Origin of the sequence: Streptomyces sp. CA-251387 (assembly GCF_050936625.1) — a bacterium.
Lineage (GTDB): Bacteria > Actinomycetota > Actinomycetes > Streptomycetales > Streptomycetaceae > Streptomyces.
On the sequence record NZ_JBNJMJ010000001.1, the window covers coordinates 4,539,672 to 4,551,666 of the forward strand.

An 11,995-nucleotide genomic window follows, 5' to 3' on the forward strand; every position below is an offset into this window, starting at 1 on the left:
GGACAGGGCACCTCGAAGGTCCTGGGCACACGCCTGTGCTGCGGGCGACGTACCGTATGGGCGCGGGCTCAGGTACCGTGGAAGCCCTACGGACCGGCCTCTCCACGGAGAGTCCGTTCCGGATCATGAACGCGTGTCAGACTCTGGGGCCGTCGAGCCCCGTCGTTGAGGGGGTCGAGCCATGGGGCGCGGCCGGGCCAAGGCCAAGCAGACGAAGGTCGCCCGCCAGCTGAAGTACAACAGCGGTGGGACGGACCTCTCACGCCTGGCTGAAGAGCTGGGCGCATCGACGTCGAACCAGTCGCCGAACGGCGACCGCTTCGAGGACGATGAGCAGGACGACGACGACCTGTACTCGAAGTACGCCGACCTCTACGAGGACGACGACGACGAAGACGGGGACTCCTCGCAACAGCGTCGCGGCGCTTGACTTTGCACTGAGCACTCACCCGGTCGGTGGCCGACGGTCACCGACCGGGTTCTGTGCTGCCTGCGGGGATCAGCTCGCGGTGCGCCGTTAGTTCGAGTACGTGCCGACGAGGGCGGCACCAGTGGTGTGCTCACCCCTGTCCGTGATCTCGCCCGCGACCCAGGCGTCCACGCCTCGGTCGGCCAGCGTCGCCAGGGCCACGTCCGCGGACTCCTGCGGCACGATCGCGATCATGCCGACGCCCATGTTCAGGGTCTTCTCCAGCTCCAGGCCCTCGACCTGACCCGTCTTGCCGACGAGGTCGAAGATCGGCGCCGGGGTCCAGGTGGAGCGGTCGACGATCGCGTGCAGGCCGTCCGGGATGACCCGGGCCAGGTTGGCCGCGAGGCCGCCGCCCGTGACATGGCTGAACGCGTGTACGTCCGTGGTGCGGGTGAGGGCCAGGCAGTCCAGTGAGTAGATCTTGGTGGGCTCCAGCAGCTCCTCGCCGAGGGTGCGGCCCAGCTCGTCGATCTGTGCCTCCAGGGCGAGACCGGCCTGGTTCAGCAGGACGTGCCGGACCAGCGAGTACCCGTTCGAGTGAAGGCCGGACGCCGCCATGGCGATCACCGCGTCACCCTTACGGATGCGATCCGCGCCCAGCAGCCGGTCGGCCTCCACGACGCCCGTACCGGCGCCGGCGACATCGAAGTCGTCCGGGCCCAGCAGACCGGGGTGCTCGGCCGTCTCTCCGCCCACCAGGGCGCAGCCGGCGAGCACACAGCCCTCGGCGATGCCCTTGACGATGGCGGCGACCCGCTCGGGGTGGACCTTGCCGACGCAGATGTAGTCGGTCATGAACAGCGGCTCGGCGCCGCACACCACGATGTCGTCCATGACCATGGCGACCAGGTCGTGGCCGATGGTGTCGTAGACACCCATCTGGCGGGCGACGTCGACCTTGGTGCCGACACCGTCGGTGGCGGAGGCGAGCAGCGGGCGCTCGTAGCGCTTGAGGGCGGAGGCGTCGAAGAGGCCGGCGAAACCGCCGAGGCCGCCGAGGACCTCGGGGCGCTGGGTCTTCTTCACCCACTCCTTCATCAGCTCGACCGCGCGGTCGCCCGCTTCGATGTCGACGCCGGCAGCCGCGTAGGACGCACCGGAAGCACCGGTAGTTGTCTCAGACATTGCCTGGGATCTTTCGGGTTGGTTGCTACGGGCTTACGGGCGACGGATCGCGTCGACGGCAGCCGGGGCGGCCGTACCGGCCGCGAGCTCGGTCTCCAGGAGCTGCTTGCCGAGCAGCTCGGGGTCCGGGAGCTCCATCGGGTACTCGCCGTCGAAGCAGGCGCGGCACAGGTTCGGCTTGGCGATGGTGGTCGCCTCGATCATGCCGTCGATGGAGATGTACGCCAGCGAGTCGGCGCCCAGCGAGGTGCCGATCTCCTCGATGGTCATGCCGTTGGCGATGAGCTCGGCGCGGGTGGCGAAGTCGATGCCGAAGAAGCAGGGCCACTTCACGGGCGGCGAGGAGATCCGGATGTGGACCTCGGCGGCGCCCGCCTCGCGGAGCATGCGGACCAGGGCGCGCTGGGTGTTGCCGCGCACGATCGAGTCGTCGACGACGACCAGGCGCTTGCCCTTGATGACTTCCTTCAGCGGGTTCAGCTTCAGGCGGATGCCGAGCTGGCGGATGGTCTGCGAGGGCTGGATGAACGTACGTCCGACGTACGCGTTCTTCACCAGGCCGGCGCCGAAGGGGATGCCGGACGCCTCCGCGTAGCCGATGGCGGCCGGGGTGCCGGACTCCGGGGTCGGTATCACCAGGTCGGCCTCGACCGGGGCTTCCTTCGCCAGGCGGCGGCCCATCTCCACGCGGGAGAGGTAGACGTTCCGCCCGGCGATGTCGGTGTCCGGGCGAGCCAGGTAGACGTACTCGAAGACGCAGCCCTTGGGCTTCGCTTCCGCGAATCGGGAGGTGCGCAGGCCGTTCTCGTCGATGGCGACGAACTCGCCCGGCTCGATCTCGCGGACGTAGCTGGCGCCGACGATGTCGAGGGCGGCGGACTCGGACGCGGCGACCCAGCCGCGCTCCAGGCGGCCGAGGACCAGCGGGCGGATGCCCTGCGGGTCACGGGCGGCGTAGAGGGTGTGCTCGTCCATGAAGACGAGGGAGAAGGCGCCCTTGACCTGCGGGAGGACCTGGTGCGCGGCCTCCTCGATGGTCAGCGGCTTGCCGTCCTCGTCGACCTGGGCCGCGAGGAGCGCGGTCAGCAGGTCGGTGTCGTTGGTGGCCGCCACGCGCGGGGTGCGGCCGCCCTCCTGCTTGGGCAGGTCGGCGACCATCTCCGCGAGCTGGGCGGTGTTGACCAGGTTGCCGTTGTGGCCGAGCGCGATGGAACCGTGCGCGGTGGCGCGGAACGTCGGCTGCGCGTTCTCCCACACGGAGGCACCGGTGGTCGAGTAGCGGGCGTGTCCGACCGCGATGTGACCCTGGAGCGAACCGAGCGAGGTCTCGTCGAAGACCTGGGAGACCAGGCCCATGTCCTTGAAGACGAGGATCTGGGAGCCGTTGCTGACCGCGATTCCCGCGGATTCCTGGCCCCGATGCTGGAGGGCGTAGAGCCCGAAGTACGTGAGCTTTGCGACCTCTTCACCCGGAGCCCAGACACCGAAGACGCCACAAGCGTCCTGGGGGCCTTTCTCGCCGGGAAGCAGATCGTGATTGAGTCGACCGTCACCACGTGGCACGCCACCGAGTGTAGGCGAGATCGACCACTGGTCCGAATTGGGGATACGCGCCCGTAAAGGATCACTCGGCGGCGGCAGCGCTGACCCGCTCGCCGTTTTCGCTGGTCAGGGTGAGGTTCCGGTGTTCGACTTCGTACTTCACCGTGCCGTCGAAGAGGCGCAGGAGCTCCTTCTCCGTATTCATGAGTGAGGTGTCGCACATCATGCGCGTGGTGGACGCGGTGCCGAGCGTGATACGGCCGTCGCGGACCGTCGCCGTGGCCCTCACCTTGTTGCAGCCGAGGCTGCCGCTGACCTGTCCGGTCTTCTCGTCGATGGTGAGGTGGGCCTTGCCGTCGGTGTCGGGGCTGGTGATGGTCCACTTCGTGCCCTTGAGCGGGGCGGCGTCCTGCTTGGTGAGGGCGACGCGGTCGCCGTCCGCCGTGGTGAGGGTGAGCTTGCCGTCCTTGACCTCGGCGGTGAGGTCGCCGTCGGAGAGGGTGTCGGCGAGGGTCGTCTCGAAGTTCGGGGGGACGCCCTCGCAGGCCATCTCGGTCGCCTGCATCTGGTCGAAGGTGACGTGGCTGTCGGCGAAGGCGGCGTCGGCACCGAAGGCGTTGCAGCCGAGGCTGCCCTTGACCTCGCCGCCGTCGGCGATGCGCAGCCAGGCGCCGCTCGGCGCGTCGCTCTTCTTTCCGTCGACGGTGATGTCGTCGACGGCCCAGTGGACGCCGGTGACCGAGGCCGCCGCCCCGGCACCGACCGCGTCACTGCCCGCGTCCTCGCTGCCGCAGGCCACGGCGAGCGGGAGGAGGGTCAGCGCGGCGAAGGCGGCCAGTCGCTGCTTGTCCATGGCGAGGGTGCCGAGTGTGTTCATGCCGGTGGGACGGGAGGGACACGGGACTGGTTCCGCTCGGTTCCGCTTGTCGTGTCCCACCCGGCGTCTCACCCCATGAGCGGCAGCAGCCCGCCCAGGTCGGCCCGCTCCCCGCTCGCGCTCACCTTGGCCTCCGCGACGGCGTCCTGCCACGTCACCCGCCCGGTCGCGAGCCGGATCCAGGTCAGCGGGTCGGTCTCGACGACGTTGGGCGGGGTGCCCCGGGTGTGCTTCGGCCCCTCGACGCACTGCACGACGGCGTACGGCGGGATCCGCACCTCGGTGGAGCCGCCGGGCGCCTTGGCGGCGAGGGCGTCGGCGAGGAGGCGGGTGCAGGCGGCGAGGGCCTGGCGGTCGTACGGGATGTCGAGGCCGGGGACGGCGGCGTTCAGGTCGTCGGTGTGGACGACGAGTTCGACGGTACGGGTGACCAGGTAGTCGGCGAGGGTCATGGCACCGGTGCGGGCGGCGAGGAGCCGGTCGCCGGGGGCGTCCGCGAGCTTCCGCGTGAGGCGTTCCTCGGTGCGGGCGTACAGGGCGTCGAGGTCGGGGTGGGCGGCGGCGAGGTCGCGCGTGCCGTCGGCGATGTCACCGGCGCGGGCGGCGGTGGCGAAGGGCCAGTCCAGCAGGGCGAGCTCCGCCTTCGCCGGCTCGTCGCGGTCGAGGTTGCGGCTGACGGTCTCCACGGCCATGGTCACGTGCGCGGCCAGGTCCCGTACGGTCCAGCCCTCCAGGCGGGTGGGGAGGGCGAGTTGCGCGTCGGTGAGGGCGCGTACGGCCTGTCGTACGTTGCCGAACTGGGTGAGGACCGCGGTGCGGATCTTGGCGGGGTCGTAGGTGCGGGCGCGCTTCTTGGCCGGGGACATGGGGGCAGCCTATGCAGGCCGCGCAGCCCTCGTCAGAGCCTGTCTGCCTCTACTGGTGGGACCCGCGGGCATCGCGGCGTGCTCCGATGAGTTCGGCGACGGTGTCCAGCCAGCGCGCGGTCAGGTCCTCGGTGTCCGGAGCGGCCGCCACGTCCGCGGCGGTCCGCAGCCAGCCGCGCAGCACCTCCGACGCCTCGGCCGAGGGCAGGGGTTCGGGCAGCTCGGCGACGTACCGCACACCCCCGGCGCGCACCGTGTCGGCGAGGAACGCCACCGAGCGCGGCAGGACCCCGAGCCGGTCCAGTGTGACGGCGGCCGCGACGGCCCCGTCCCCGAACAGTGCGGTGCGGAAGGCGTCCCGGGTGAGCCCGTAGAGCAGCAGGCTGCCGACGTCAGTGGCCGCGATCAGCTCGTCGTCGGTGCGGGTGGTGGGGGTGGGCGGCATGGCGGTGATCCTCGGCTGCGTGGCGGTCGACTGCGGGCGATTCAGCGGACGGTGATCGTGTAGAGGTAGTAGGTGGGGTTGTCCGTGTCGTCCGGGGTGGCTGTGCCGGCTGCCGTCGTGACCGGCCGGGGCGAAGCGGTCCCCCCGGGGGACGGACTCGCTGTGACCTCGGCCGCGCTGTGACACAGCCCGTGCGGGCAGTACAGCAGCTTCACCGTGGTCCTGCCGGGCGCCACCGCGGTGAAATCGAAGTGCTGGGTGCCGTCGCCGCTGCCGGTGACGCCTTCGTCGCCGCCCTCTGTGTCCTCGCCTCGGCCTTCGTAGCGCAGGACGGCCGAGTCCGGCCGCGGCTCCGCCAGGTACCAGTTCTCGCCGAGCGCGGGGCTGGCGGGCACCTCCAGGGTGAACTCCTCGCCGACCTCGGCGGTCACCGTGCGCTCGTCGGTGCCGTACGCGGCGGGTCCGGTCAGCCCGCAGCCGGCGACGACAGCCGCGAGAGGGAGGGTTCCGAGGGCGGTGCGTATGCGCACGGTGGTCATCCCTGCTCGATGTAGACGTTGTTGATGTTGGTGAACCGGCCGTCGCTCGCCGCGCTGAGGTCTCCCTTGACGAAGTCCTCCTCACTGACCCACGTGGTCGTACCCCATGGGTTGTAGATCTGCAGCATGTCGCCTTCCTGGGCGACGATCATCATGCCGTGCCCCACCCAGTCGCCGTTGTCCTCGTGCCCCTCGATGTTGATCGGCACCGGTTTGCCCTCGGCGACGGACTTCTCGATGTCGGTCAGGACATCGCGCCGGTCGTCGTCGGACCCCATCTCCTGGACGTCGTAGCGGTCTCCGGTGTGCGGTGACAGCTGCGAGTTGGAGATCTCCTCCTGCCCCTCGGAGTCCATGCCGGCGGGCTGCCGATCCCACAGCCAGCCGGAGTTGGCGCCGTCACCCTCCTCGTGCAGCCGCATCTGCTCGTCGGTGAGCCGCTCGCGGAACGCCTCGGGCGAGTCGTCGGTGCCGTCCGGGCCGCCGGTGAGCTCCAGCGCGTACACCGGGTCCACCATGGCGCGCGCGGTGACGGTGGAGGACGGCACGCAGGTGGCGCCGTCCTGCGACCAGTTCGCCCGGCCGTACGTCTGCTCCTCCTTCCCCCAGCTGTTGGTGGTGACGGGCGCGAGGTGTTCCTGCAGCCACCGCGGGTCCTTGCCGTGGATCTTCCCTGCGAAGTCCTCGACCTCGTCGACGTCGTAGCCGGCGGCAAGCGACTTCATGAGATACGCGCGCTCCTGCGGAGTCCTCGCGTCCGCCAGCAGACGCTCCATCCGGTTCTGGTCGGCGGCGGAGAGCTTCTCCATGCGGTTGCCGGCGCGTTCGAGATCGTTGGCGGTGAGGATCTCGTTCAGCTCGCGGTCGCCGTCGACATTGGCGGTGTCGGCCAGCACGAGGCGGTCGGCGGCGGAAAGGTTGTCGGTGTGCATCTGGCCGGCGCGGGCCTCGGCGGCGTACTTGTTCAGGTCGCGGGCGGCGGCCCGGGCCGCGTCATCGGCGGCCACGGCGGCAGCGACCCGGTCGTCGGCTCCGGCCGTGGCGATCGCCCTGGCGCGTACCCGGGCCTGCTCCTCACCGTCGTCCTCATGCAGGTCGTCGAACCAGCCGTCCTCCCCACCGAGCTGTCCGCGGGCCTCGCGCAGCTGCTCGCGGCCGGTCCGGTCACGGCGCCGGGCATCGTCGAGGACGTCGGCCAGGGTCAGGAGCGCCTGGGCGCCATCACGAAAGGCGCAGGCCATCTGGTCCGCCGAGCGGGACGCCGCGGCGACGACCTCACCGGCACGGGCGCCGGTGGTGCCGACCCAGGCGTTCGGCAGGCCCTGCCTGGCGACCTTGTCGACGCGGTCGCGCACGTCGTCGGCGTCGTCGGCCTGCGAGCGGTAGCGCTTGGCGAGGATCCTGAGGGTGTCCGGGTCGCCGGATGGGGCGGCAACGGCCAGAGCGGCATCGATGGCCTCGATGAGATCGTTCTTGCTCTCGGCGCCTGCGATGGTGGAACGCACTTGCGCGAGGCGTTCGCGGCGGTCGGTGGTGGATTCGGTCACAGCGGTCCCTGGGCGTGGCGGAAGGGGCGTCGGAAGGCGGGGCTCAGTCGAAGTCGGACAGGGTGGCGCCCGGGGCGGCCTGAGCGGGCTGTGTGCTGACGTCCCCGACGGGATGAGCCCGCGCTGCGGGCGGCCGGTCGCCGTACGCGATGGGGGCGACGATGTCGCTACCGGAAGACGCGGCGCGCAACCCGCCGACGGCATCCCCTTCCGCCGCGTGGTAGGCACGAGTGGAGTTGCGCACCCGGCCGGCGAGCTCGTGCAGAGCGTCGGCCAGGGTCTTCGCCTCGGCCTCCCAGGCCCCGGCGTAGTCGGCGAAGGCGGGGCCCATGTCGGACCCACCGAGCGCCTCCGGCGTGTAGCACTGGGTGGCGGTGATCGCCTTGCGGATCCCGTCCGTGTCGTCCCCGGCGGCGTCCAGCTTGTCGGCCTCCGTGTCCAAGTCACCGGCCTGTACCTGGTAGCCGCTCCCGGCCCCCACAGCGCTCATCGCGCCCTCCCCCGTGTGCCGCATCCCGTGATCGCGTCAAGGCCACCTGCCGTGCGGTGAGTTACCGCAGGTGAGGTGGCCGCTGTGATGACGGGTTCATGCTAGGTGGTCGTCGATCGATCCGGTGATCACGGTGTGGACGTATCGGCATCATCCGGCGAACAAGCTGTCAGCAGCACGGGAACGCTCGTGGCCGAGGCGACGTCACTCAGGGCCCCGGAAAGCGGGCAGGCCCGCCCCAAACTGCCCGGGCGGGCCTGCATCGTCCTACGACTGCCTGACTGCCTACGCCAGCAGCGCCGGGATGGTCGCCTCGTGCGCCTCGCGCAGCTCCTCCAGGGTGAGGGCGAACTCGCCCTGGAGCTCCACCGAGTCGCCGTCGACGACACCGATGCGGGTGGCCGGCAGGCCACGGGCACCGCACATGTCGTTGAAGCGGACCTCCTCGGAGCGCGGTACGGCGACGATCGCGCGGCCCGCGGACTCGGAGAAGAGGAGGGTGAAGGCGTCCAGACCGTCCGGGACGATCAGGCGGGCGCCCTTGCCGCCGAGCAGCGCCGACTCGACGACCGCCTGGATCAGGCCGCCGTCGGACAGGTCGTGCGCGGAGTCGATCATGCCGTCGCGGGAGGCGGAGATCAGGATCTCGGCGAGCAGGCGCTCACGCTCCAGGTCGACCTTGGGCGGCAGACCACCGAGGTGGTCGTGCACGACCTGCGACCAGGCCGAGCCGCCGAACTCCTCACGCGTGTCGCCGAGGAGGTACAGCAGCTGGCCCTCCTCCTGGAAGGCGACCGGTGTGCGGCGGGCGACGTCGTCGATGACGCCGAGGACCGCGACGACCGGGGTCGGGTGGATCGCCGCCTCGCCCGTCTGGTTGTAGAGCGAGACGTTGCCGCCGGTCACCGGCGTGCCCAACTGCTGGCAGGCGTCCGCCAGTCCGCGCACCGCCTCCGCGAACTGCCACATCACCGCCGGGTCCTCGGGCGAGCCGAAGTTCAGGCAGTCGGAGACCGCGAGCGGCTTGGCGCCGGTCGTGGCGACATTGCGGTAGGCCTCGGCGAGGGCCAGCTGGGCGCCCGCGTACGGGTCCAGCTTGGCGTACCGGCCGTTGCCGTCCGTCGCGATGGCGACGCCGAGGCCGGTCTCCTCGTCGATGCGGATCATGCCGGAGTCCTCGGGCTGGGCGAGGACGGTGTTGCCCTGCACGAAGTGGTCGTACTGGGACGTGACCCACTTCTTGGAGGCCTGGTTGGGCGAGGCCACCAGCTTCAGGACCTGGTCCTTCAGCTCCTGGGACGACTGCGGGCGCGGCAGCTTGTTCGCGTCGTCCGCCTGCAGCTCGTCCTGCCAGGACGGACGGGCGTACGGCCGCTCGTAGACCGGGCCCTCGTGGGCCACCGTCCGCGGGTCGACGTCGACGATCTTGCCGCCGTGCCAGTAGATCTCCAGGCGGTCGCCGTCGGTGACCTCACCGATGACGGTGGCGATGACGTCCCACTTCTCGCAGATCTCCAGGAACCGGTCGACCTTCTGCGGCTCGACGACCGCGCACATGCGTTCCTGCGACTCGCTCATGAGGATTTCCTCGGGCGAGAGCGTCGAGTCGCGGAGCGGGACGTCGTCGAGCGTCACGCGCATGCCGCCGGAGCCGTTCGACGCCAGCTCGGACGTGGCGCAGGACAGGCCCGCCGCGCCGAGGTCCTGGATGCCGACGACCAGCTTCTCCTTGAACGCCTCCAGGGTGCACTCGATGAGGAGCTTCTCCTGGAAGGGGTCGCCGACCTGGACGGCCGGGCGCTTGGAGGGCTTCGCGTCGTCGAAGGTCTCGGAGGCGAGGATCGACGCGCCGCCGATGCCGTCGCCGCCGGTACGGGCCCCGTACAGGATGACCTTGTTGCCGGCGCCGGACGCCTTCGCCAGGTGGATGTCCTCGTGCCGCATGACACCGATGGCACCGGCGTTGACCAGCGGGTTGCCCTGGTAGCAGGCGTCGAAGACGACCTCGCCGCCGATGTTGGGCAGGCCCAGGCAGTTGCCGTAGCCGCCGATGCCGGCGACGACGCCCGGGAGGACGCGCTTGGTGTCGGGGTGGTCGGCGGCGCCGAAGCGCAGGGGGTCGACCACCGCGACCGGGCGGGCGCCCATCGCGATGATGTCGCGGACGATGCCGCCGACACCGGTCGCCGCGCCCTGGTAGGGCTCGACGTACGACGGGTGGTTGTGCGACTCGACCTTGAAGGTGACCGCGTAGCCCTGGCCGACGTCCACGACACCGGCGTTCTCGCCGATGCCGACGAGGAGGGCGTCGGACTGGGGGGCCTTCTCTCCGAACTGGCGGAGGTGGACCTTGGAGGACTTGTACGAGCAGTGCTCGGACCACATGACCGAGTACATGGCGAGCTCGGCACCGGTGGGCCGACGGCCGAGGATCTCGACGATCCGCTCGTACTCGTCCTTCTTCAGGCCGAGTTCGGCCCAGGGCAGCTCGACGTCGGGGGTCGCGGCCGCGTGCTCGACCGTGTCCAGAGGCGTCCGGCTCATGCGTTGACCAGCTTCTTGAGGATCGAGGTGAAGAAGGGGAGGCCGTCGGTGCGGCCGGTGCCGATGAGCGGCTCCACGGCGTGCTCCGGGTGCGGCATCAGGCCCACGACGTTGCCGGCCTCGTTGGTGATGCCCGCGATGTCGTTGAGCGAGCCGTTGGGGTTGAAGTCGAGGTAGCGGAAGGCGACGCGCCCCTCGGCCTCCAGCTTGTCCAGCGTGTACTGGTCGGCCACATAGCGGCCGTCCATGTTCTTCAGCGGGATGTGGATCTCCTGGCCGGCCGTGTAGTCGGTGGTCCAGGCGGTGTCCGCGTTCTCCACCCGCAGCTTCTGGTCGCGGCAGATGAAGTGCAGGTGGTCGTTGCCGAGCATCCCGCCGGGCAGGAGGTGGGCCTCGGTGAGGATCTGGAAGCCGTTGCAGATGCCGAGGACCGGCAGGCCGGCCTTCGCCTGCTCGATGACCGTGTCCATCACCGGCGAGAAACGGGCGATGGCCCCGGCGCGCAGATAGTCGCCGTAGGAGAAACCACCGCACAGCACCACCGCGTCGACCTGCTTGAGGTCCTTGTCCTTGTGCCACAGGGCGACGGGTTCGGCGCCCGCCAGCCGGATCGCACGCTGCGTGTCCCGGTCGTCGAGAGAGCCCGGGAAAGTGACGACGCCAATACGAGCGGTCACTTCACGGCCTCCGCGACTTCCTCGACGCGGACGGTGAAGTCCTCGATCACGGTGTTGGCGAGGAAGGATTCCGCAAGATCGTGGATGCGGGCGAGCGCGGCCTCGTCGACCGGCCCGTCAACTTCCAGTTCGAAACGCTTTCCCTGACGTACGTCCGAGATGCCGTCGAAACCCAGCCGCGGCAGTGCGCGCTGCACCGCCTGGCCCTGGGGGTCGAGGATCTCCGGCTTGAGCATGACGTCGACTACGACGCGTGCCACGTGCACTCCCGGTGGTGTGGTGCTGAGCAGGTTCCTGCAGGTGGTTTCAGACTACCTGCACAAAATTTCTACGCGCGTCGACTTGTAGGAATCTACGTGACGGCCATCACCACGCGACGGGGGGCTGCCGGTCGGCGAAAAGTTCCGGAAAAGATCCCGGATCGACACCCGATACCTATTGCGCTCGGACACGCCGGAAGGATTTAGTCGAGCTTCACATCGCATTGTCGGGCACTGTACAAATGAATTGTCACCGTGCCGTACGAAGGGACCGATATTCGTGGCGCAGAAGGTCGTGGTCACTCTCTTTGACGACATCGACGGCTCGGAAGCGGCGGAAACGATCGCCTTCGGACTCGACGGCAAGTCGTACGAGATCGACCTGAATGAAGCCAATGCCAAGAAACTGCGTAAGGCGCTCGCGCCGTACGTGGAGGCCGGTCGCAAGCGGTCGAAGTCAGGCAAGGCGTACAAGCAGACCGAGGTCGCCCCGGACCCGGCGGCCGTGCGGGCCTGGGCGCAGGCCAACAAGATGGAGGTCCCGGCCCGCGGCCGGATCCCCAAGAAGGTCTACGAGGCGTTCAGCGCGGCGCAGTGACGCCGGCCGACGG

Annotated in this window: 13 protein-coding genes; 2 read left to right on the top strand and 11 right to left on the bottom strand. The window is 69.9% G+C overall.

The genetic code is table 11. The features are described 5' to 3' along the window. The first annotated feature begins 181 nt into the window (after positions 1-181). A complete protein-coding gene (locus ACQEV2_RS20245; protein ID WP_433043169.1) occupies positions 182-430 on the top strand; it encodes a DUF3073 domain-containing protein in 249 nt (82 codons plus the stop codon). A gap of 87 nt (positions 431-517) precedes the next feature. Here ACQEV2_RS20245 and purM read toward each other — a convergent pair whose 3' ends face one another. The 11 genes from purM to purS form a co-directional block, all read right to left on the bottom strand. Further along, the gene (gene purM, locus ACQEV2_RS20250; protein WP_433043172.1) at positions 518-1,597 is read right to left on the bottom strand and encodes a phosphoribosylformylglycinamidine cyclo-ligase; all 1,080 of its coding nucleotides are present in this window, start codon (positions 1,595-1,597) and stop codon (positions 518-520) included. A 33-nt stretch (positions 1,598-1,630) separates the two neighbouring features. Beyond that, a complete protein-coding gene (gene purF / locus ACQEV2_RS20255; protein ID WP_433043175.1) occupies positions 1,631-3,160 on the bottom strand; it encodes an amidophosphoribosyltransferase in 1,530 nt (509 codons plus the stop codon). Positions 3,161-3,221: 61 nt separating this feature from the next. Further along, positions 3,222-4,016: an META domain-containing protein gene (locus ACQEV2_RS20260; protein ID WP_433043178.1), complete on the bottom strand. Its 795-nt coding sequence runs from the start codon at positions 4,014-4,016 to the stop codon at positions 3,222-3,224. 68 nt (positions 4,017-4,084) lie between these two features. Continuing rightward, positions 4,085-4,882, bottom strand: coding sequence for a sterol carrier family protein (locus ACQEV2_RS20265; protein ID WP_433043181.1), 798 nt, complete (start codon positions 4,880-4,882; stop codon positions 4,085-4,087). Positions 4,883-4,931: 49 nt separating this feature from the next. Then, positions 4,932-5,327 (bottom strand): hypothetical protein, encoded by a 396-nt coding sequence (locus ACQEV2_RS20270; RefSeq protein ID WP_433043184.1) that lies wholly within the window; start codon positions 5,325-5,327, stop codon positions 4,932-4,934. A gap of 41 nt (positions 5,328-5,368) precedes the next feature. After that, a complete protein-coding gene (locus ACQEV2_RS20275; protein ID WP_433043187.1) occupies positions 5,369-5,857 on the bottom strand; it encodes a protease inhibitor I42 family protein in 489 nt (162 codons plus the stop codon). Positions 5,858-5,862: 5 nt separating this feature from the next. Further along, on the bottom strand, positions 5,863-7,413 hold the full coding sequence (locus ACQEV2_RS20280; RefSeq protein ID WP_433043190.1) for a peptidoglycan-binding protein: 1,551 nt from the start codon (positions 7,411-7,413) through the stop codon (positions 5,863-5,865). Positions 7,414-7,456: 43 nt separating this feature from the next. Beyond that, a complete protein-coding gene (locus ACQEV2_RS20285; protein WP_433043193.1) occupies positions 7,457-7,903 on the bottom strand; it encodes a hypothetical protein in 447 nt (148 codons plus the stop codon). A gap of 285 nt (positions 7,904-8,188) precedes the next feature. Further along, on the bottom strand, positions 8,189-10,447 hold the full coding sequence (gene purL / locus ACQEV2_RS20290) for a phosphoribosylformylglycinamidine synthase subunit PurL (protein WP_433043196.1): 2,259 nt from the start codon (positions 10,445-10,447) through the stop codon (positions 8,189-8,191). After that, positions 10,444-11,124, bottom strand: a complete 681-nt coding sequence (gene purQ, locus ACQEV2_RS20295; RefSeq protein ID WP_398811948.1) for a phosphoribosylformylglycinamidine synthase subunit PurQ — start codon at positions 11,122-11,124, stop codon at positions 10,444-10,446. The genes purL and purQ overlap by 4 nt, the downstream gene beginning before the upstream one ends. Then, positions 11,121-11,384, bottom strand: a complete 264-nt coding sequence (gene purS, locus ACQEV2_RS20300; protein ID WP_030251612.1) for a phosphoribosylformylglycinamidine synthase subunit PurS — start codon at positions 11,382-11,384, stop codon at positions 11,121-11,123. Before purS ends, purQ begins: the two co-directional genes overlap by 4 nt. Positions 11,385-11,664: 280 nt before the next feature. Here purS and ACQEV2_RS20305 point away from each other — a divergent pair, with 280 nt between their 5' ends. Further along, the gene (locus ACQEV2_RS20305; RefSeq protein WP_398811952.1) at positions 11,665-11,982 is read left to right on the top strand and encodes a histone-like nucleoid-structuring protein Lsr2; all 318 of its coding nucleotides are present in this window, start codon (positions 11,665-11,667) and stop codon (positions 11,980-11,982) included. The last annotated feature ends 13 nt before the right edge of the window (positions 11,983-11,995 follow it).

Bases quoted from the DNA above. Each gene is read 5' to 3' on its own strand.
- ACQEV2_RS20245 (WP_433043169.1), top strand. From the start codon at position 182: ATGGGGCGCGGCCGGGCCAAGGCCAAGCAGACGAAGGTCGCCCGCCAG.
- purM (WP_433043172.1), bottom strand. From the start codon at position 1,597: ATGTCTGAGACAACTACCGGTGCTTCCGGTGCGTCCTACGCGGCTGCC.
- ACQEV2_RS20260 (WP_433043178.1), bottom strand. From the start codon at position 4,016: ATGAACACACTCGGCACCCTCGCCATGGACAAGCAGCGACTGGCCGCC.
- ACQEV2_RS20265 (WP_433043181.1), bottom strand. From the start codon at position 4,882: ATGTCCCCGGCCAAGAAGCGCGCCCGCACCTACGACCCCGCCAAGATC.
- ACQEV2_RS20270 (WP_433043184.1), bottom strand. From the start codon at position 5,327: ATGCCGCCCACCCCCACCACCCGCACCGACGACGAGCTGATCGCGGCC.
- ACQEV2_RS20285 (WP_433043193.1), bottom strand. From the start codon at position 7,903: ATGAGCGCTGTGGGGGCCGGGAGCGGCTACCAGGTACAGGCCGGTGAC.
- purL (WP_433043196.1), bottom strand. From the start codon at position 10,447: ATGAGCCGGACGCCTCTGGACACGGTCGAGCACGCGGCCGCGACCCCC.